Genomic DNA, 20,417 nt, shown 5'->3' with positions numbered 1-20,417 from the left:
CCAATCGGATTCTCGTGGAGGCAAATGGTGGACAGGGCTGGATTCGAACCAGCGTACGCTTGCGCGGGCAGATTTACAGTCTGCTGCCTTTAACCACTCGGCCACCTGTCCACACCATGCCTTGCAGGAACAAATCGCTGCTCTGCTGGAAGTTGCGCGCTGTCCGATGACGGGCAGTGCGCTGCCGAGAGGCGCCCCTTTGGCGAAGCGGCGCTTGCCTGTCAATGGGGCTGCTGGCAGGGGGGCTGGCGAAAGAACCTATATACTGGAGCGAGCATGGCCAAAGGTGATCGAAAACGCGCATTACGCGGCCGCGCGGGGCGAATGAAAGGCGGACGCGGATCGGGTAAGGGTACGTCCGGTCATGTCCGGCTGTGGGGCCGGCACCCGGTAGAGGCAGCGCTCAAGAACCCCGACCGCCAGCACCGCAAATTGTGGGCGACGCGCGACGCGATCGAGACGCTCGACGGTGAGCTTCCGCCCGATTTTCCGGTCGAATATGCCGAGGTCGCGGACCTTGCGCGGCTAGTGGCCAAGGATGCGCCGCATCAAGGGCTCGTACTCGAATGCGAACCGCTCGACGGGTCATTCCTCGATGATGTCGCGCATGGCGATCCTGCGCGCCCGGTCGTTGTCCTCGACCAGGTAACCGATCCGCACAATGTCGGCGCAATCCTGCGCTCGGCGGCGGCATTCAATGCGGCGTGTATCGTGACGCAGGACCGCCATGCTCCTCCCGAGGGCGGAGTGCTGGCAAAGTCCGCATCCGGAGCGCTCGAGACGGTGCCGTGGATCCGTGTGGTCAACCTTGCGCGCGCGCTCGATGAACTGGCAGATGCGGGATACTGGCGGATCGGCATGGCAGGAGAGGCAGACGCGGTTCTGGAAGAAGCGCTTCCTGCCGGTCCGGTCGCGATCGTCCTGGGCGCGGAAGGCGAAGGGATGCGTCACAATATCACGCAGCATTGCGATGCGCTGGCCCGGCTGCCAATCTCTTCGGCGATCGAGAGTCTCAATGTATCGAACGCCGCGGCCATCGCTTTATATGCGGTGGCAACCAGATAGTAACATCCACGGGGGAGGATAGTATCATGACAAAAACCACATCGATCCGCATGGGCGCCGCCAGCCTGCTCGCCGCCCTTTCTCTGCTGCTAACCGGCTGTTTCATTACGCCCGGCAAGTTCACGTCGGAGCTAGTCCTGAGCGAAGATGAAAGCTTCACCTTCTCTTATGAAGGCGAGATATTTTTCCTCGGCCTGTCGAGCCTGGCGCAGATGGGCGCGGCTGCCGAAGAGTTCGAACCTTCGGAATGCTATGACGATGATTTCGAAACGCGTGCTTGCACCGATGCCGAAGTGGCCGAGCAACGCGCGGAATGGGAAGCCGGCGCCGAAGCCCGCGCCGCCAAGGCCAAAGAACAGGCCGAGCAGATGGCAGCGATCACCGGAGGTATAGACCCCAGCGATCCTGAAGCGGTGGAAGAGCTGACCGCGCTGCTGCTGCGCCATGAAGGGTGGAACCGCGTCGAATCGAAAGGCAACGGTGTATTCGATGTCACCTATCAAGTGAGCGGCAAGATCACTCACGATTTCCTCTTCCCGGTGATCGAAGATGTGCCGATGACCAATCCATTCGTCCAGATGATCATCCGCGATGGCAAGGTTGTCCGGGTGAATGCGCCCGGTTTCGCGGCTCAGGATGGCAATAATCCAATGGGCGCGATGATGGGCGGAATGGGTGGCTTCGCCGGGATGGCCGGTATGGCTGCAATGGGCGAAGGCAGCAAAAGCGAAGAGGCTCTGGCCGATATCCCGCAGCTTGAAGGCACCTTCACCATTGTGACCAGGGGCGACTTGAATATCCGGGCAAACAACACCGACGAAGGCCCGAGTGCGGTAGCCGGAGGCGAAAAGCTGACATGGGACATTTCGCAGCGCACTGCTGCGGCCCCAACTGCGCTGATCTCGATTGGCGGCGACTGAGACGGCGCACTAGCCGACCGGAAACAAAAGAACCCCGCCGAGCGGTATGCTCAGCGGGGTTCTTTTATTCAGCGCCCCACCTGCGCCGAAAATTCCATTATCGTCAATCTTAGTTGACTGCGTCCTTGAGGCCCTTGCCGGCCTTGAACTTCGGCTGGTTCGACGCCTTGATCGTCATCGGCTCACCGGTCCGGGGGTTGCGGCCTGTCGAGGCCTTACGGCGCGCGACGGAAAACGTTCCAAATCCAACCAGTCGCACTTCTTCACCCTTCGACAAAGACTTCGTGATCGCATCAAAAACGCCTTCCACGGCGCCGGCTGCATCATTCTTCGAAAGCCCACTGGCATCGGCAACAGCACTGATCAGATCATTCTTGTTCATCTTGAGAACCCCCTCATTATTTCTTCTGCGTTCTTCGACAATCGGCCTCGGTGAATCGCTTCTCCGAAAGCGCGTAGGTTGAGCCCTTTTTACAGGGGCTGTCAAAGGCAAATAACGCAGAAATGCGGGCTTTTTAGCGGATTGGTAAGCATTTGCGACGAACCGAGGTTGGTCGATACGCCCAATGCAAACGAACCTGCCGGATCAGAATAATCCGAACCGACGGGCTCTGCTGCCGAGAATCAATGCGCTGTGGGCGTATTCGAACCGCCCGAAGACGGACCATTGCCAGCAGCAGCGCTAGGCTGCGAGGCAAGATCGTCCGCTTCGGTCCACTCGATCGATGCGGGCATGTCGGTCAGCGCGTGCTCCAGGACGACATCCACATGATCGACCGGTATGATCTCCAGACCGTCTTTCACGTTCTGCGGAATTTCGGCGAGATCCTTCTCGTTCTCTTCCGGGATGAGCACCGTCTTGATCCCGCCGCGTAGAGCTGCGAGGAGCTTTTCCTTGAGACCGCCAATGGCGAGGACGCGGCCCCGCAAAGTGACTTCGCCTGTCATCGCAACATCCGGTACGGACAGGAACGCCTGAAAGCGTTGAAACGATCGAGGTTACCATCCCGATACCTGCGCTCGGACCGTCTTTCGGCACCGCCCCTTCAGGCAGGTGGATATGGATGTTCTTGCGCTGGAACAATGACGGCTTGATGCCGTAGGCGGGAGCACGCGCCTTTACGAAGCTGAATGCGGCGGAGATACTCTCGTTCATCACGTCGCCCAGCTTGCCGGTCGTCTTGATCTCTCCCTTGCCCGGCGTCGTGACACTTTCAATCGTGAGCAATTCGCCTCCGACCGATGTCCATGCCAGACCCGTGACGGCTCCTACCTGCGCCTCATCCTCGCTCATGCCGTGCTTGAATTTGCGCACGCCAGCAAAGTCGCCGAGATTGTCCGGAGTGATCCGCACGGCTTCGGTTTCTTTCTCGAGGATCTTGCGCAGGCTCTTGCGCGCCAGCCGGGCAATTTCGCGCTCCAAAGTTCGGACCCCGGATTCGCGGGTGTAATACCGGATCAGATCACGCAGCGCCTCATCGGTCAGCTCGAATTCGCCTTCCTTCAAGCCATGCTGTTCGACCTGCTTTTCGATCAGGTGCCGCTTGGCGATTTCGACCTTCTCGTCTTCGGTGTACCCTTCGAGACGGATGATCTCCATCCGATCAAGCAGAGGTTGAGGGAGGTCCAGGCTGTTGGCCGTCGTCACGAACATGATGTCCGAAAGACTGATATCTAGCTCGAGGTAGTGATCCTGGAACTTGTCGTTCTGCTCAGGATCGAGAACCTCGAGCAAGGCCGAGGCGGGATCGCCGCGGAAGTCCTGGCCGAGCTTGTCGATTTCATCGAGCAGGAACAGCGGATTGCTGGTCCCGGCTTTCTTGAGGTTGTTGACGATCTTGCCGGGCATCGAGCCGATATACGTGCGCCGGTGACCACGGATTTCTGCCTCATCGCGCACACCGCCCAAGGACTGGCGCACAAATTCGCGCCCGGTCGCCTTCGCGATGGACTTGCCGAGCGAGGTCTTGCCGACGCCCGGAGGGCCGACCAGGCACAGGATCGGGCCCTTGAGCTTGTTGGTCCGCGCCTGCACCGCGAGATATTCGATGATCCGGTCCTTGACCTTTTCGAGACCGTAATGATCTGCGTCGAGCACTTCCTGCGCTTTGGCGATCTCTTTCTTGAGCTTCGATTTCTTGCCCCAAGGCAGGCCCAGAAGCACGTCGAGATAATTGCGCACAACGGTCGCTTCCGCGCTCATCGGCTGCATGCCTTTCAGCTTTTTCAGCTCGGCAATGGCCTTCGCCCTCGCTTCTTTCGAAAGCTTGGTCTTTTCGATCTGCGCGGTGAGCTCGGCGATCTCGTCGCCTTCTTCGCCGTCACCCCCGCCAAGCTCGCTCTGGATCGCCTTGAGCTGCTCGTTGAGATAATATTCGCGCTGGGTCTTTTCCATCTGCCGCTTCACGCGGCCACGAATCTTGCGCTCGACCTGAAGCACGGAAAGCTCGCCTTCCATGAAGGCCATGACCAGTTCGAGCCGCTTCAGCGGATTGGCCTCTGTCAACAGTGATTGCTTGTCCGAAACCTTGGCATTGATTGCAGCGGCGATCATGTCGCCAAGCTGCCCGGCATCGTCCACATCACCAAGCTCGACATTGGTTTCATCGCCGAGCTTCTTGTTCAGTTTGGCATACTCACCGAATTGCTCCGTCACCTGGCGCATCAAGGCGGTGACCTCGTTGCCAGCCACGGTTTCAGGCTCGAGCATGTCGACCGAGGCGATGACATAATTTTCCTCTGCGCGCAGATCGTTCAGCTTTGCACGGTGAGTCCCTTCGACCATGACGCGCACGGTCCCGTCGGGCAGTTTGAGCATTTGCAGGACCTGCGCAACGACGCCGACATCATAGAGGTCTTCGCCTTCCGGATCGTCACAACCGGGATCAAGCTGCGCCAGAAGGAAAATATCCTTGCTCGCTTCCATCACCGCTTCGAGCGCGGCGACCGACTTATCGCGGCCAACAAAGAGCGGCACAACCATGCCGGGAAACACGACGATGTCGCGCAGGGGGAGAAGAGGGAATGTCTGTGTCATGAAATAGCGTCCGAGCGGCCATTGGGGCGCGCCTTTGCAGAAGGATATGGGAAGCCGCGCGCCGCGCCGCAACTCCCAAGCCGACTAAGCTGTGGAGGTCGCATGGACGGATCAAACTGGCAAGCGGAAGGAGACTACCCGCCCATTCCCGGCAGGTTGAATCCCGGAGGCAGGCCCATGCCGCCTTGCATCTCTTTCATCTGCTCGGCGGAAACGCGGTCAGCCTTGTCGCGCGCATCGTTGAACGCGGCGGTAACCAGATCCTCAACCATCTGCTTTTCTTCGAGCTTCATGAGGCTGTCGTCGATCGCAACGCCGAGAATGCGGCCCTTGGCGGTCGCGCGCACTTTCACAAGACCGCCGCCCGCTGCACCCTCGACCTCGATGTTGTCGAGCTTGACCTGCATGTCGTTTATCTGCGTCTGGATATTCTCAGCGGCCTTCTGTGCCGCCTGCATCATTTCTTCCATCGATTTCATCGAAATTACTCCATCAGTTCCATTTGCTGCCGGAAGCGCGGGCCACATTCGTATCGGGCTCGATCAGCTCGGCGTCGGGGAATGCTTCGAATGTGGCCTTCACCATTGGATCGGACAAGACCCTCTCGCGCGCGGCATCGGCCTGCGCATCGGCAGTTTCACGCAAACTTGGCGCGGCATTTCCTGATCCTTTCTCGACCAACCAACGCTTTCCCGTCAGTTTGAATAGCGCGTCGCGCATATCTGGAGAGGGGTCATCCGGGAAATTGTCGGCCTGCTCATAAACGAGCTTTTCCGAACCCAGTTCGATCACCCGCACGCGGTCGCGCATGATCTGCGCGACACGCAACTGTCCCGCGTGATCGATCCGGTCGACCAGTTCCGCCCAGTCGGGCGCGGGGCCAGCCGCGGCGCTGGCATGTTCCGCTGCCGCTCCGCCAGCGCTGTCTGCTCCGGGCGCCGCAGGAGAAGCAGGGGCGCGATTGGCTAGCTCTTCGATACGCTTGGCAAGCTTGCCAGGATCGGGAAGCCCGGATGCATGAAGCGCGCGCAGCAACGCCATCTGGAGCGAAACAAGCGGGTCGGGTGCCTGTCTGACCTCGTCATGTCCCTTGAGCAGCAATTGCCATAAACGGTGCAATTCTCCCGCGCCAAGCCGGGCGGCAAACCCGGCAAGCGCAGCGCGTTCCTCTTCGCTGGGGGCATCGGGTTCGCTGCCCGAAACCTGCGCCACGGTGATCTTGTGAACGAGGTCCATGAGCGAGCGCATCAGGGCCAAGGGTTCGACGCCGAGCGCGTATTGCTCCTCAATCGCTGCCAGCAGCGCCTTGGCATCGCCTTCGAGCAGGTGCGTAAGCAGGCTGCGCTGCGCACTCTTGTCGGCAAGGCCGAGCATGTCGCGGACACGCCCGGCGGTAACCTTGCTGTCCGCGTCGAGGTCGGCATGGGCAATCGCCTGATCGAGGATCGAAAGACCATCTCGCACCGACCCTTCGGCAGCGGCAGCAATAATCCGCAGTGCTTCGCCCTCGGCCTCTACGCCTTCCTTCTGACATACATTGCCGAAATGGGTGGCCAGCAAGTCCGAGGGAATGCGGCGCAGGTCAAAACGCTGCGTGCGGCTCAAGACCGTAACGGGCAACTTCTCGACTTCGGTCGTGGCGAACAGGAATTTTACATGGGCTGGCGGTTCTTCGAGCGTCTTGAGAAGCGCGTTGAAGGCATTGCGCGAAAGCATGTGAACTTCGTCGATGATGTAGATTTTGTAACGCGCTGACACCGCCGCGTAGCGCACCTGCTCGATGATATCGCGCACGTCGTCGACACCGGTATGCGATGCGGCGTCCATCTCAATGACATCGATATGGCGGCCTTCGGCGATCGCGGTGCACGGCTCGCACACACCGCAAGGATCGATTGTCGGGCCGCCTTCCCCGTCCGGACCGACGCAATTGAGCGCCTTGGCGATCAGTCTCGCGGTCGAGGTCTTCCCGACCCCGCGCACCCCGGTCATCAAGAATGCATGCGCCAGCCGGTCACGCTCGATCGCGTTTGCCAGCGTTCGCACCATCGGCTCCTGACCGATCAGCTCGGAGAATGTCTGCGGGCGGTACTTGCGGGCCAGTACGCGGTAGGGTTGATCCGGTTGGCCAGAGGCAATGACCGCCGCGGGCGGCGCAGCGGCTGGCCCGGCCTCAGCAGGCACCGACGCGGCCTTGGCCGGTTCGGCCTCTTCCCCGCCAAACATCGAATCTTGCCCGGCAGCCTCCAACTCGGCAGCTGTCGGCGCGTTTTCTTGTTCGTTTTCGGTCAGGTCTGGATCGGAATCAGTCACGCCGACAAGCTAGGCGCTTGCGCAGCGTTTGTCATGGCGATGATCGCACGATGTGTTGGAAAAAGGAGCCGAGCGACCCGCCGCAATTCACCTGGGCTGCTTCCTTCCGGACCTGACCCGGTGAGCGAACGCAAACGTCCACCCGACTCCCGATCCGCCATATGGCGGGGAGAGGTGAACATTTCAACAGTGGATTTGCGGTGAAGCCTGTGCGGCCTTCTGCCTTCAGGCTACCGAAAATTGTCGGCGTAGGCCTGGATCTTGAGCGACTTTGGCGGTGTCGCGTGAACGCGCGCGTGAATGCCGTATTTCTCGGCATAGGCCTTGGCCGCTTCCTTGGTCGGGAAATTCAGCTTAACCTGCGCTTGCGTGTCGCCGCTCCCGGTCCAGCCCATGAGCGGATCAGGCTTACGCGCTTCACTCTGTTCGAATTCGAGCACCCAGGTGTCGGTCTTGGCCTTGCCCGATTGCATTGCGCTTTTGGGTTGCTGGTAAATTCTTGCGGTCATGGAATGCCCATTAATCCAAACTCACGTTCGATTGAAGGCGTTTTTGGTCTTGAGGCTCGGCTTTTCCACCCAAGGCTTTTCGGGCCAGCGATGTTTCGGATACCGGCCCTTCATATCCTTCGCGACATCGGACCAGCTGCCGCGCCAGAAACCCGGCAGGTCGCGCGTGGACTGGATAGGACGACCTGCGGGGCTGGTCAGCTTGAGCAGGAGCGGCGTCCGGCTCGATCAGCGGATGGCTATCGAGGCCGAACAGCGCCTGGACACGAACTTCGGTGCTCGGCGCGTCGTCGCCCGTGTAGTCGACAGGATGGCGCGTGTTGGCAGGCGATGTGAAGTGGATCGGCGCCAACTCGTCCAGCCGCTGCCGCGTCCCCCAGTCGAGCATCGCCAGCGCGGTGTCGGCAAAACGTTGCGGCGAGAGGTTCAGATCACGCCGACCCGACAGCAATGGCGCAAGCCAGATGTCTGCACTCTCGCGCAGGGCAGCTCTCGAAAGTCCTTCGACCCCGGCGAATTCGGCGCGGGCCAGAAAGCCGAGCCGGCAAAACGTCCCCCAGCTTTTCCAGAGCCTTTTCCACAAGGATATGCACTACCTGCTCGCCATCTGGCGCAGGATCGGGACCGCGCGAGATCACGACCGCCCCGAGCCTTTTTTCGCGGCGAGATTCGGTGCGGTTTTCCGAGTCATTCCAGCGGACTATCGATCGTTCCGCGATTTCATTCGAGAACAGCACCTCGATGCGATCGGCGGCGATTTCAACGCCCGAAGTGATGCGCGCGCCTTTCGCCTGGCCTTGCGCATCGGCAATCACGATCCACCGGGCGCTCGCAAGCGGTGACGCCGGGTCGAGCAGGAAACCGCGTCCGCCGACGCTGAGCCATTGCTCTCCTTTCGCATCGCGGCGCATGGCGACAAATGCGGGGCGGGACAGGGCCAGACATTCGGCTGCCGATTGTGCGGGGGTCTCGCTCGTGCGGTGCGTTTCTGAAGCGGCGCGCGCCCACCCTTGCGCGATCCGCGCTGCGCTCTGCGCCCTTCCTGATCGATCCCCTGCCCACCGCGAGAGTCGCTGCGCAAGATCCTCGCTCCGCCCGCCCAGTCCGCGTTCCTGGATCAGCATCACCAATCGGGCCGTTTCCTCCGTGCAGCCCGCTTTCGCACCGTGGAGCACTGCCGCGGCTTGATCGGGCGCCATCGGCATCGCAGCAATAGCCTCGCCCCACTGCGTGATACGGCCCTCTCCATCGAGTGCACCCAGAGCTTTGAGGTTGCTCTTCGCCGCCGCAATCGAAGCTTCGGGAGGTGCGTCGAGCCATGCCATTTCCGCCGGATCGCTGGAGCCCCATTTCGCTAGTTTGAGCAACATTGGAGCAAGGTCGGCAATCTCGATCTCGGGAGGCGCGAACTCGGGCCGGCCGCCGTGGCCGCCCTCTTCCCACAAGCGGTAGGAGACGCCCGGCCCTTGCCGAGCGGCACGGCCTGCGCGCTGAGTCGCCGCCGCCCTGCTTGCGCGGCGTGTGACCAGATGCGTTGTCCCCGCTGCCCGGTCGAACTCGGCGTAGCGCGCGAGGCCGCTGTCGATAACGATTGAAACCCCTTCGAGAGTCAGCGAGGTCTCGGCAATTGCCGTTGCCAGCACGATGCGGCGCCTGCCTTCACGGTCGCGCCGGATCGCGGCACGCTGCTCCGCTGGTTCGACCTGCCCGTGAAGCGGCAGGATAGAAATGTCCGCGAGTCGTGGCTCCAGCCGCTCTCGTACCCGTTCGATCTCCCGAACGCCGGGCAGGAAAGCGAGGATGTCCCCGTCATTCTCGCGCAGCGCCGTTACCACGCCCGCTGCAACCTGATCCTCGACCGAAGCATTGGCATCGCTGCCGAGCCAGCGGATTTCAAGCGGGAAGCTGCGACCTTCGCTTTCAATCACCGTAGCAGTTTCGCCCAGCAACCGGGCAAAGCGCGTCCCATCGATAGTCGCGGACATGACAAGCACCCGCAAGTCTTCGCGCAGCACCTCGCGTGTCTCCAGCGCGAGAGCGAGTCCGAGATCGCTGTCCAGATGCCGCTCATGCGCTTCATCGAACAAGACGGCGGAAACGCCGGGCAGTTCCGGATCATCGACAAGGCGGTTCACAAGGATCGCCTCGGTTACGACAAGGATGCGGGTTCTATCCGAAACCTTGCTGTCGAGGCGGGTCAGATACCCGACCGTCTCACCGGGCTTCTCTCCCATGTTCTGCGCCATGCGCTCGGCTGCGGCACGCGCGGCAACCCGGCGCGGCGACGTAATGATGATCTGTCCGCTGCACCATGCCTCGTCCAGAAGCGCTGGCGCCACGGCTGTTGTCTTGCCGGCGCCAGGCGGCGCAACCAGCACCCCGGCTCCCGAGTCGGAGAGAACGGCGCGAATTTCGGGCAACACATCGAGGATCGGGAGCTGATCGGACACGAGAACATCCTTGGCACAATCAGGGAAGCGAGACAGCCCCTGGCGCGCATCTCTCTCATTTCACTCGCTTATCCGAAATGGGGCGGAGGAGATTTGGTTAATTGCCGCAAATGCTGGTATTCGGGCGTTGGGACGCAGTTGAAAGCACAGCCCGACAGATCCGCTTCGAGCGGTCGGGGCAGATGAAAACTGATATAGGGGAAATTCATGAAAAAGATGATGACGGCGCTTGCCGTGGCGACGCTTGCAATGGGCGTGACGGCTTGCGGAGGCGCTGCCGACACAGAGGCGGTCGTGGCAGCCGAAACAGGCAGCATCGCTGGCACCTGGAAAGCCAATCTCGATTCTGCCGAGTTTGAAAATTCCAACAACAATTACACGATCGCCGACGGCGAATACACCTGCAACAGCTGCCTGCCCCCGTTCTCGGTTACCGCTGACGGTGAGTGGCAGACAGTGGACCGGCCCGGCATTGATGGCATCAAGGTCAACATTGTCGACGATATGACAATCGAGTCCGCTTCGCGCCTCGGCGATGAGGAAAAGGGCAAGTCGACCTGGACCGTCGGCGAGGACGGCGATTCCATGACCATCGCCTGGACCAATTTGGATGGCGATGAAGTCGTCGAAGGGTCGACCATGTATTCCCGCGTCGAAGCAGGGCCTGATGGCTCCCACGCAGCTTCGGGCGAATGGGCCGTCAGCGATCTCGGCGAAATGACCGATGCGGGGCTGCTGTTCACCTATGCGATCGACGGTGACACCATTACCAGCACGGGCAATGGCGGGGGATATACCGCGGTTCTCGGCGGTGAAGCGGTCACTCCAGAAGGCGACGATAGCGGCGGGATGATTGCGGTCGAGAGGATCAGCGACAACGTCTACCGCGAGACCTATTCACGTGATGGCGAGACGGTGAATGTTCTCGAATTGACCGTTGATGGCGACACGCTTTCGGGTGTCAGCACCGACCCGCGTGACGATAGCGTCGTCCGCTGGAACGCGACGCGCCAGTAAGTCACCCTGGACCTATCTGAAATGGCCCCGGCTTCGCTCAGCGAGGTCGGGGTCTTTCTCGTTCAGTAGCCGCGCGCCACGGCAAACTGCGCGGCCTCGGCCATCGCGGACCGCGCCGAGCTTTCGGGGAATATCGAGATTGCATCGACTGCGCGCTGCGCGAAGTGGCGCGCTTTCTCGCGCGTATCGTCAACCGCGTTGTGCCGGTCGATCAATTCGATCGCGTGAGCCAGATCGTCATCCGATGTGCGGTGTCCGGCGATCGCGGCCTTCCAGAACTTTCGCTCGTTTTCCGATCCGCGCGCATGGGCGAGGATCACCGGGAGCGTCATCTTGCCCTCGCGGAAATCGTCGCCCTGGTCCTTGCCCATTTCGGAGGCATCGGAATCGTAATCGATCGCGTCGTCGACAAGCTGGAAAGCCACGCCCAGGTTGCGCCCGTAATCCTCCAGCGCGCGCTCTTGCTCCTCACCGCATTCGGCGACCACGGCGCTTATCTGGCTCGCGGCACGCGAACAGGGCGGCGGTCTTCGCGCCGATGATGTGGAGGTAGCGTTCCTCGCTCGTTTCGATCTGGCGCTGCGCTGTAAGCTGCGACACTTCGCCCTCGGCGATCACGGCGCTCGCATTGCTCAAAATCTTGAGCACTTTGAGCGAACCGTCTTCGGTCATCAGCTCGAAAGCACGGCTGAACAGGAAATCGCCAACCAGCACCGTGGCCGGATTGCCAAAGATGATATTCGCCGCAGCCTTTCCCCGGCGCAGTTCGCTTCCATCAACCACATCGTCATGCAGGAGCGTCGCGGTGTGGATGAATTCCACGAGCCGCTGCGAGCTTGTGATGGCGCGTGCCCTGATATCCGACCAGTTCCGCTCCGGCGAGCGTGAGCATGGGGCGCAGCCGCTTTCCGCCGCCCGAAATCAGGTGGCCGGCGAGGCTCGGAATGAGAGGAATCTCACTCTGCATCCGTTCAAGGATCACAGTATTGACCGAATTCATGCCGCTTGCGGTCAGCGACAGCATCGGATCGAGCGTAGGCCGTTTGCGCGGCATGGAGACGACTTCTGCAGTCATAGGGTGCGGCTTTGGTCGAGCCTCAAGCGCTTGGCAAGCGCTGAATTGCTGCTAGCTTTGCACGTGATGTCCAATGAAACGCACGCGTCCCCGCCACCTGGCCCAGTGGACGATTCCCAGCTCGCAGCCTATCGCAAAAGCATCGACAATATCGATGCGGCGATAATCCATATGCTGGCCGAGCGCTTTCGCATCACGCAGGCCGTCGGGGAGTACAAGGCGAAAGTGACCCTCCCCCCGCCGATCCTGCGCGCGAGCAGCGCCAGATCGCGCGGCTGCGAAAACTCTCCGAAGAAGCCGATCTCGACCCGGAATTCAGTGAAAAATTCCTGCGATTCATCATCGAAGAAGTGATCCGGCACCATGAAAAGGCGCGCGGCAGCTAGACAGGCGTTACCGGTCGTTTCGTGATGACTCCGCTCCCGGCAGCGATTCGGACCCGGGCCTTCCGACTACGGGTCTGCCGGTTTCGAGCGCTATTCTTTCATCGCGGCAATCGCACATGGTTGTCATCCTCATGATATGCAAAATGGGCGCGGAGTGGATCGGTACTCCGCGCCCATCGGTGCCGGGCAATATCGAAACCTACCCGGTGGTGTCCGGCAGACCCAGGGGGCCTTGGCCTGCCGGGAGGAGCTTCTAGCGCGGACGGCGCGGCTTGAAGCCTTGCTTGCGCGAGCGATCAACGGTGCGGTTGACCTGACCATTGCTGCGGGTCGTGGTCCGGTCGCGGCTGAAGACGGTCTCGCCAGCCGGGTTCGTCACCCTTTGGCTTGCAGACGAATTGCCTTGCCCGTCGCGGCTGCGAGAGCCCGCAAGGCCATATTCGTTACCGCGCCGGTACCGGTTGCGGTGCCAGTGAAAGTGGTGCCGTTTTCGCTGCGTACCCTCTCACCCTGAAGCGAGCGGGTGTTTCCGGCAGGGCCCGTCTGGGACCGGCTGACGGTGGCGCCCGTATCGGTGCGCTGGCGATTGAGAGTGCTCGATGCGGTGTTCCCGGTGTTCGTGTTCGTCACGGTCCGGTCGCGGTTCAAGGTTCCGGCTTCGCGGTCGACCGTAGTCGTTTGCGTCGCGGACGCATTCGGTCCTTCGAAAGTCTTGGTCCGTGTCTGCTCCTGCGCGGAAACGGCAGAAGCGCTGGCGAGCGCGGCAAGCGCAGTCAGGGTCAGGGTCGTTCTCATGTCTAAATTCCTCATCCAATGTCGTGTCATCCATGCGGGGTCTTTCCGGCTGCCGATCCACCTTTCGGCAGCCAGTGACACTCAATGAACGAGGAAACGCGCTGCACCCTTCGCGGCGCGCGCAAAAAATCTATTCGGGGCTGTCATCCATCTGAGGTTCAGTGGTTTCCAGTTCCGGGTCCGGAGGCTCTTCGCTTACCGCTTCGTCGGGCGCATCGAGTGGCGACGCCTCCTGCTGGAGTTCGTTCAGGCGGTCCTGGCGTCGCTCACGAAAGCGCCGCAATGCCTCACGGCGCTGCTCTGGCGTCATGTCCCGGAGGCGTTGCAGGCGCGAGCTGGCTGCCCCATCCTGCCCGTCCTCGCGCAATTCGCGCAGAAAGTCCTCGCGGGTCAGTTCCTCGCCATTTTCGATCCGTTCACGAAATTCCTCGCGGCGTCCTTCGATCCGTTCATCAAGCTGTCCGTCGCGGCGTTCGCGGAACCGGTCGACACGATTCATAAGCCGCTCTTCCTGCTCGGGAGTGGGAGCAGGAAGGCCCTGCTCGCGGCGGCGCTCGATAACGTTGTCGATCCGCTGATCCACTCGCCCGCGGCGATTTTCCCGCCTTGCATCGAGCACTTCATCGACCCGGCGAAACGCTTCCTCAAGCTCCTCGGGCGTGTCGATAGGCCCTTCGATCGTGACGGGGGCATTGGTCTCGGGGATTATTGCCGGGCGCTGCTCTTCGGCAGGCGACGCCGGAGGAGGTGCAGGAGGCGATCCGGTGATCGTCGACCAAACCTGCTGCGGCGAAGGGAGCTCCACGCCAAGCTCCTCGAGCACTCCGGTTGCCGCCGCTGCCGTGCCGAGCGCACCCGCAGCCAGCGCCCCGATCGCTAGCCGCCGGGCGCTCCGCCAGCGAGCGCCATTGGCGCGCGGGGTCGGCAAAGTGGCCGCGCGGCCTTCTGTCGCAGCGACCACGCGGTCGGCAAATCCAGCCGGCATTTCGGGAGCGGTGAACCCGTCCAGCACCTTGCCGAGAGGGCTGCCGGGTGCAATCGGTCCGATATCCTTGTCCATATCGCTCATGCCTCATCCCCTTGCGCAGCGAGCGCTTCATACGATGTGCGCAGCGCGGCCCTGGCGCGGAAAAGCAGGGATTCAAAGGCTTTGAGTTTCATATCGAGCACGGCGGCAGCTTCGGCATTGGGTAATTCTTCATAATGGGTCAGGACGATCGCGGCTCGCTGTCGTTCTGGCAGCTCGTGCACCAGTTCGCGCGCCGTTTGCGCTTCCTCTGCGCCTTCGATCACCTGATCGGCCAGCGGCGCTTCATCCGCCCGCTCAGGCACTTCTGCGTCGGAGCTGCGCTTTCTAAGTCTCAGCCGGTCGAGCGCGAGGTTCATCGCGACACGCTTCAGCCACGGCGCCAGCTTCAACGCGTTTCCGCGCGTCTCCAGTTGCGGTGCGTGATCCCACAGTCTCAGCATTGTCTCCTGCGCGATATCCTCCGCTTCATGCGCATCTCCCGTCATGCGGTAGGCAATCCGGTGCAGAATGGTCGCATGCGCGGCGATGGTCTCGCGAAAGGCGCTTTCCTCGCGCGAAGCAATCCGCGCCACGAGGGCCGCGTCTGCGCTGTCCGTTTCGGCAATTGGCGTGTTGCCAATGGTCATATGATCTCGCGCAAAAGGCCCCGTTTGCGTGTTGTAGCTCGCTTGGGAAACGGGCGAGCTTTCGAAACCCTTCGCACGGCTGCGCAAAAATCCGGCGCGCAAAACCTATGCCCGGGGCAACCGCAGCTCGACCAGCAGTCCGCCAAGGTCTTCGCTTTCGCCAAGGGTCACACCGCCTCCATAAATCTCGGCGACATCCCGCACGATGGCGAGGCCGAGGCCGGTGCCGGGCTTTCCGGTATCGAGCCGCGCACCGCGATCGAATATGCGGCTGCGTTCGCCTTCTGGGATACCGACCCCGTCGTCTTCGATCCAGATCACGCAGTCCTCGCTGTCCGGGTCGGCATCGACCGTCACGAATACGCTACCACCGCCATATTTCGCCGCGTTCTCGATTAGGTTGCCCAGGATCTCGTCGAGGTCCTGCCGCTCGATCGCGACCATCGTGTCCTTGCTGCCAGCAATGTCCAGGCGCCCCTCGGGGTAAAGCCGTTCGACAGCGCGCCGCACAGCCTCTGCACTGGCGCGAACATCGGTCCGGGCATGACCCACGGCGCGGCGACCCACTGCTCGGGCACGGGCGAGATGGTGATCGACATGGCGCTGCATGGTGCGTGTCTCGCGGAACACCGCCTCATTGAGGTCGGGCGAGCGCGCGGTTGCGGCATTGGTGAGCACGGTGAGCGGGGTCTTGAGCGCGTGGGCGAGATTGCCCGCATGGGTGCGAGCCTCTTCAGCCTGCTTTTCCGAGTGCTCGAGCAGCCCGTTAAGTTCCTCGACCAGCGGCTGAACTTCGCTCGGCAGCGGTTCGGTAATGCGGTTTTCACCGGTCGTCCGCAGCTTGGATATGGCCGCGCGGACCCGGCGGAGAGGTTGCAGGCCATAGCGGATTTGCAGCAGCGCCATGACCATCAGGCCGAGGCCCAGCACCGCAAAACTCCAGATGAGGATCAGACGAACTTGCTGGATCTGGTAATCCATCTCCTCGGTCGCGCTGGCGACAGCAAAGGTCCAGCGCGTTTCGCTTCCTGGGAGGATTATCGTCCGCTCGGCAACACGAAGCGGCTCGCCTTCAAACTGGTCTGAATCGTAGAAATGCGCCTCGTTGTCGAAGTGATCACCTTTGACCTCGAGTGTTCTGTCCCACAGACTGCGCGAGGGCCACGGCTCATACTCGCCCCCGCTGATCTGCCAGTAGAGTCCGCTTCCGGGCTCCAGGAAGCGCTGGTCACCCAGAGTTCGGTAAAACCAGACCTCACCGAAAGAATCGATTTCGGCGGACGCGATCATCGCTGTGAGTTGGTATTCAAGCTGCTCGTCGAAGTTCTGCCTGACCTGATTGGTCAGCGTGCGGTCGAGCGCGAGGCCCCCGCCCAGCAGCAGCACCGTAATCCACACCGCCGCGATAAAGCCCATGCGCCGGGCGAGGCTGCCCCTGCGCGCTTGAGGTAAGGGCACATCGCTCGGCGCGGCGGCCTGCGCGCCCTCGCCCGTCTCGCCAGCCGGCGAAACAGGTTCGGCATCGCCGCCCTTACGCTCGGGGTGCGTCTGCGGGGTCGTCGAGGCTGTAACCGAGGCCACGGATCGTAGTGATTACCTCTGCGCCAAGTTTCTTGCGGATACGGGTGACGAAAACTTCGATCGTGTTGGAATCGCGGTCGAAGTCCTGATCGTAAATATGCTCGATCAGTTCGGTGCGGCTGACCACCTTGCCCTTGTGGTGCATCAGATAGCTCAGCAGCTTGTATTCCTGCGCCGTCAGCTTGACCGGCTCGCCATCGAGAGTGACCCGGCCCGAGCGTGTGTCCAGCCGGACATTGCCAGCCGTCAGCTCGGACGATGTGTTGCCCGAAGCGCGGCGGATGAGCGCGCGCAGGCGGGCGATCAGTTCTTCGGTCTGGAATGGCTTGGCGAGATAATCGTCCGCGCCAGCATCGAGGCCTGCGACCTTGTCCGACCAGCTGTCACGCGCGGTCAGGACCAGAACTGGGAAATCCCGCCCCTCCTTGCGCCACATGCCGAGCACCGACAGCCCGTCAATTTCAGGCAGGCCAAGGTCGAGCACGCAGGCGTCGTAATCTTCGGTACTGCCAAGAAAGTGCCCGTCCTCGCCATCGGTCGACAGATCAACGGCGTAGCCATTTTGTTCGAGGGTCGATTTGAGTTGCTGGCCGAGAGTGGGTTCGTCTTCGACAATCAGGATGCGCATAGTCCACCAGATATCTGTGTGTAAGTCGCCGGGTTCGTGCGCTTTTGCACGGGGCGCGTCAAGCGAGGGGCGCGTGCAGCGGCGATCACTGTCCCCCAATGATTGGACAACACCGCGAGTTCCGTATCAGCGTGAACGGTTGATGATCCGGCCGCTGCGCGCGTCGACATCGACATAGGTCACGCGGCCATCCTTGATGAACTTGAGCCGGTAGGCGCGTGCGGTCGCATCGTAGGCGGGACCAAGATATTCGGAGCCTCTCATCCGGGGGAGAACGCGCTTTTCAATCTCGCGAAGCGAAAGCTGATTGCCGGCCCGCATTTCCTTGCGCGCTTCGCCCTGGTCAGTGCGCTGCTGGTCCTGCACTGCGCGCTCGACCGCCACCACTGGAGAGTGAGCGGCAAGCACCAGCGAAGCGGCGGCGAAAAATGCGGGAATGGCCTTCATGGTGCTGTCATGCCTAGAGATTGCGCGTTGAACAAGCTGTGAATGGCCGCGTTGCCGCCGGTTCAGCCGCCGTCCACCATCTCGTACTTGATCGTGATGCTCACTCCCGTGCTGACCTGGCCGGGCTGGACCGGTGCATTTGCGCGCGCGCCTGTGACCATGATCGCATCTCGCGAGACCATTGGCGGCATTGGCCCGCTCGCCCGGATCGCCTCGCTGATCGCGAGCACCCGCGCGCCGCCATAGCCGACCATCTCGGCATAGGATTGGGCGCGCTTCTGCGCGCGTTCTACCGCTCGGCTGCGCGCTTCATCCTTGGCCGCTTCGTCGTCTTCGATCGAGAAGCTCGGCCCGCTCAGGTCGTTGGCCCCGGCGACCACGAGCGCATCCAGCACTTCGCCCGTCTCGTCTATTTCGCGCAGCTTCACGCTCACACGATTCGAGACCTGGTAGCCGCGAAACACCTGCCGCTGGTTCGTCCGGTCATAGTCGAAGCGTGCGTTGAGGTTGATGCCGGTAGTCTGAATATCCTTTTCATCGACACCCAGCGCCTTGATCCGGTCGATAACGTTTTGCATCTTTTCCGAATTTTGACGAAGCGCCTCGACAGCAGTCGGCGCCTCGGTGTTCACACCTGCGCCGATCGTCACAATATCGGGCGCGGTCGTCACGCTTTCGAACACGGATAATTCGATCACCGGTCCCTCGGCCTCGATTTCGACGGTGGTAGCGTGGGCAGGTGCGGCGGTGAGCGCAGCAAGCGCGAGCGCGCCGGGAATGAGCCAGCTTTTCATAGGTCTATCCTCCATAGATCATTCAATGATCTGCTCGCCCTTTCGATCCTCTGAATGGAATTGTGTGCAAAGCGGATGGTCGGCGCTATGCATGGCGGCAAGAGGGGGATTTCCATGCTTTCCAGACTGTGTTCTGCAGCCTTTTCGTTCTCGGCACTGGCTCTCGCCGCGCCCCTGTTCGTCCAGCCCGCGATGGCGCAGCCTGTCATGGAGCGTGTGCCCGAACGCCCTACCGGAGAGGGCGAAGGACCGTTCGGCACGCTCCTGATCCGCGGCGCGACCATGATCGACGGCACCGGCGCTCCTCCCGAAGGTCCGGTCGACATCGTGGTCAAAGGCAACCTGATCGCGCAGATTGTGCGCGGCGGCGGAGCTGATGTCGCCGCCGACCGCGTGATCGAGGTTGGCGGCATGTATGTCTTGCCCGGCTTCATCGACACGCACGGCCATAATGGCGATCCGTTCAAGGCGCCCCAGCCATCCTACGGGTTCAAGCTGTGGCTGGCGCACGGCGTCACCAGCGTGCGCGGCGTCGGGTTCGGGTTCGGACCGAACGACCCCTCGATCGACCAGAAACAGCGCAGCGCTGCCAACACCATCACCGCACCGCGCCTGTTCGCCTACACCGTGCCGGGCGCGGTCGGGCCATACGGCATAATCGACAGCGCGGACGAGGGCCGCGACTGGGTGCGCTGGATCAAGGCCGAGGGCTATGACGGGATCAAGTTCTTCAACAATGAACCCCCGCACATTCTCGGGGCGATCCTCGATCAAGCCGAGACGGAGGGCCTTGGCACGGTAGCCCATCTCGGCCAGCGCGGCGTAGCCGAGGTCAATGCCCGCAAGGCTGTGGAGCTTGGCCTCGACGGCGTCACCCATTTCTATGGACATTTCGAAAGCCTGCTGGATGGCAGCCGCCTTCCGCAATATCCGGTGGACTACAACTACCTCGATGAGCAATCGCGGTTCGCATGGGTCGCGCGCCTCGCGCAGCAGGTTGGCGAACCGGGAAGCGAGGAATGGGACGAGTATATTGACTTCCTCATCGCCAATGACGTGACGCTCAGCCCGACATTCAATATCTATTCGGCCAGCCGCGATGTCATGCGGGCGCGCAACCTTGAATGGCATGAGCAATACACGCTGCCCTCGCTGATGCAGTTCTATGCTCCGAGCCTGACCAATCACGGCAGCTATTACCACGACTGGACCAGCGAGGACGAGACAGCATGGAGCGGTTTTTATCGCAAATGGTTTGATCTGACCCGCGAGTTCAAGGATCGCGGCGGTCGCGTTACCGCCGGGTCTGATCCGGGCTACATCTACCAGACTTGGGGGTTCGCCTATATCGGCGAGCTCGAGATGCTGCGCGAGGCAGGGCTGACTCCACTCGAGGTGATCCAGGCAGCCACCATCGATGGCGCGCGTGAACTCTACGATCCCAAGGGCGAGGAGCCGCCAATGGGCTCGATCAAGGTTGGCAAGCTTGCCGATCTCTTGATCGTGTCCGAGAACCCGCTGGCGAACCTCAAGGTGCTTTACGGGACCGGCCATACCCGGCTCAACCGCGAGACCAACCAGCTTGAGACCGTTGGCGGGGTGCGCTGGACCATCAAGGACGGGATCGTCTTCGATGCGCCTGCACTGCTTGCAGATGTGGCGGAGATGGTCGAAGCGCAGAAGGCATCGCAGCCATAGCAAAGCGCCCTTGCGGTGGCGGTGCGCAGCGCCTAACTCGCGCGGC

Annotated in this window: 16 protein-coding genes, 1 tRNA gene, 1 other RNA gene and 4 pseudogenes; 5 read left to right on the top strand and 17 right to left on the bottom strand. The window is 61.7% G+C overall.

The genetic code is table 11. From position 1 onward, the window contains the following. Nucleotides 1-25: 25 nt before the first annotated feature. Nucleotides 26-111: transfer RNA gene (locus AC0L39_RS06335), tRNA-Tyr, on the bottom strand. Between the two features lie 165 nt (nt 112-276). Between AC0L39_RS06335 and AC0L39_RS06330 the strand changes: the two genes are divergently transcribed. Together AC0L39_RS06330 and AC0L39_RS06325 are read left to right on the top strand one after the other, a co-directional pair. Continuing rightward, the gene (locus AC0L39_RS06330; protein WP_473261649.1) at nt 277-1,065 is read left to right on the top strand and encodes a TrmH family RNA methyltransferase; all 789 of its coding nucleotides are present in this window, start codon (nt 277-279) and stop codon (nt 1,063-1,065) included. Between the two features lie 26 nt (nt 1,066-1,091). After that, nucleotides 1,092-1,985 (top strand): hypothetical protein, encoded by an 894-nt coding sequence (locus AC0L39_RS06325; RefSeq protein ID WP_473261647.1) that lies wholly within the window; start codon nt 1,092-1,094, stop codon nt 1,983-1,985. Between the two features lie 109 nt (nt 1,986-2,094). On the opposite strand, the gene AC0L39_RS06320 is transcribed toward AC0L39_RS06325, so the two are convergent. From AC0L39_RS06320 to hrpB, 7 genes and pseudogenes are all read right to left on the bottom strand, one after another. Then, nucleotides 2,095-2,367, bottom strand: a complete 273-nt coding sequence (locus tag AC0L39_RS06320; RefSeq protein ID WP_473261645.1) for an HU family DNA-binding protein — start codon at nt 2,365-2,367, stop codon at nt 2,095-2,097. A 242-nt stretch (nt 2,368-2,609) separates the two neighbouring features. Beyond that, nucleotides 2,610-5,022 (bottom strand): annotated as a pseudogene (gene lon, locus AC0L39_RS06315) (endopeptidase La). Between the two features lie 134 nt (nt 5,023-5,156). Further along, nucleotides 5,157-5,501, bottom strand: a complete 345-nt coding sequence (locus AC0L39_RS06310; RefSeq protein ID WP_473261643.1) for a YbaB/EbfC family nucleoid-associated protein — start codon at nt 5,499-5,501, stop codon at nt 5,157-5,159. Between the two features lie 13 nt (nt 5,502-5,514). Continuing rightward, on the bottom strand, nt 5,515-7,335 hold the full coding sequence (locus AC0L39_RS06305; RefSeq protein WP_473261642.1) for a DNA polymerase III subunit gamma/tau: 1,821 nt from the start codon (nt 7,333-7,335) through the stop codon (nt 5,515-5,517). Between the two features lie 58 nt (nt 7,336-7,393). Beyond that, an RNA gene (gene ffs, locus AC0L39_RS06300) (signal recognition particle sRNA small type) lies at nt 7,394-7,488 on the bottom strand. A 77-nt stretch (nt 7,489-7,565) separates the two neighbouring features. Next, on the bottom strand, nt 7,566-7,844 hold the full coding sequence (locus tag AC0L39_RS06295; RefSeq protein ID WP_473261641.1) for an ETC complex I subunit: 279 nt from the start codon (nt 7,842-7,844) through the stop codon (nt 7,566-7,568). Between the two features lie 21 nt (nt 7,845-7,865). Further along, a pseudogene (gene hrpB / locus AC0L39_RS06290) lies at nt 7,866-10,294 on the bottom strand (ATP-dependent helicase HrpB). Nucleotides 10,295-10,501: 207 nt separating this feature from the next. Here hrpB and AC0L39_RS06285 point away from each other — a divergent pair. Continuing rightward, nucleotides 10,502-11,311 carry a hypothetical protein gene (locus tag AC0L39_RS06285; RefSeq protein ID WP_473261639.1) on the top strand — a complete coding sequence of 270 codons (810 nt, stop codon included), beginning with the start codon at nt 10,502-10,504 and terminating at the stop codon, nt 11,309-11,311. A 62-nt stretch (nt 11,312-11,373) separates the two neighbouring features. On the opposite strand, the pseudogene AC0L39_RS06280 reads toward AC0L39_RS06285, so the two are convergent. Next, nucleotides 11,374-12,386: pseudogene (locus AC0L39_RS06280) on the bottom strand (polyprenyl synthetase family protein). 66 nt (nt 12,387-12,452) lie between these two features. On the opposite strand from AC0L39_RS06280, the pseudogene AC0L39_RS06275 reads away from it, so the two are divergent. Then, nucleotides 12,453-12,772, top strand: a pseudogene (locus tag AC0L39_RS06275) (chorismate mutase). Between the two features lie 253 nt (nt 12,773-13,025). Here AC0L39_RS06275 and AC0L39_RS06270 read toward each other — a convergent pair. The 8 genes from AC0L39_RS06270 to AC0L39_RS06235 all read right to left on the bottom strand — a co-directional run bounded on the left by AC0L39_RS06270 (nt 13,026) and on the right by AC0L39_RS06235 (nt 18,673). Continuing rightward, entirely contained in the window at nt 13,026-13,151 is a 126-nt protein-coding gene (locus AC0L39_RS06270) for a hypothetical protein (protein ID WP_473261637.1), read from the bottom strand. Then, on the bottom strand, nt 13,148-13,567 hold the full coding sequence (locus tag AC0L39_RS06265) for a hypothetical protein (protein WP_473261635.1): 420 nt from the start codon (nt 13,565-13,567) through the stop codon (nt 13,148-13,150). The genes AC0L39_RS06270 and AC0L39_RS06265 overlap by 4 nt, the downstream gene beginning before the upstream one ends. 130 nt (nt 13,568-13,697) lie before the next feature. Beyond that, complete coding sequence (locus AC0L39_RS06260; RefSeq protein WP_473261634.1) at nt 13,698-14,636, bottom strand: hypothetical protein; 939 nt, start codon at nt 14,634-14,636, stop codon at nt 13,698-13,700. Further along, the gene (locus AC0L39_RS06255) at nt 14,633-15,223 is read right to left on the bottom strand and encodes a sigma-70 family RNA polymerase sigma factor (protein ID WP_473261632.1); all 591 of its coding nucleotides are present in this window, start codon (nt 15,221-15,223) and stop codon (nt 14,633-14,635) included. The genes AC0L39_RS06260 and AC0L39_RS06255 overlap by 4 nt, the downstream gene beginning before the upstream one ends. A 105-nt stretch (nt 15,224-15,328) precedes the next feature. Beyond that, the gene (locus tag AC0L39_RS06250) at nt 15,329-16,804 is read right to left on the bottom strand and encodes a sensor histidine kinase (protein ID WP_473261630.1); all 1,476 of its coding nucleotides are present in this window, start codon (nt 16,802-16,804) and stop codon (nt 15,329-15,331) included. Beyond that, nucleotides 16,755-17,432, bottom strand: coding sequence for a response regulator transcription factor (locus tag AC0L39_RS06245; RefSeq protein ID WP_473261628.1), 678 nt, complete (start codon nt 17,430-17,432; stop codon nt 16,755-16,757). Before AC0L39_RS06245 ends, AC0L39_RS06250 begins: the two co-directional genes overlap by 50 nt. A 126-nt stretch (nt 17,433-17,558) precedes the next feature. Further along, nucleotides 17,559-17,879 carry a PepSY domain-containing protein gene (locus tag AC0L39_RS06240; RefSeq protein ID WP_473261627.1) on the bottom strand — a complete coding sequence of 107 codons (321 nt, stop codon included), beginning with the start codon at nt 17,877-17,879 and terminating at the stop codon, nt 17,559-17,561. Nucleotides 17,880-17,941: 62 nt separating this feature from the next. Further along, a complete protein-coding gene (locus AC0L39_RS06235) occupies nt 17,942-18,673 on the bottom strand; it encodes an SIMPL domain-containing protein (RefSeq protein WP_473261625.1) in 732 nt (243 codons plus the stop codon). Between the two features lie 114 nt (nt 18,674-18,787). On the opposite strand from AC0L39_RS06235, the gene AC0L39_RS06230 reads away from it, so the two are divergent. After that, nucleotides 18,788-20,371, top strand: coding sequence for an amidohydrolase family protein (locus tag AC0L39_RS06230; RefSeq protein ID WP_473261623.1), 1,584 nt, complete (start codon nt 18,788-18,790; stop codon nt 20,369-20,371). Nucleotides 20,372-20,417: the final 46 nt, after the last annotated feature.

The sequence above is a fragment of the Erythrobacter sp. K21-9 genome (assembly GCF_055808355.1).
The sequence above is the reverse complement of the archived record's forward strand: the minus strand, read 5'-3'. Positions and strand labels throughout refer to the sequence as shown.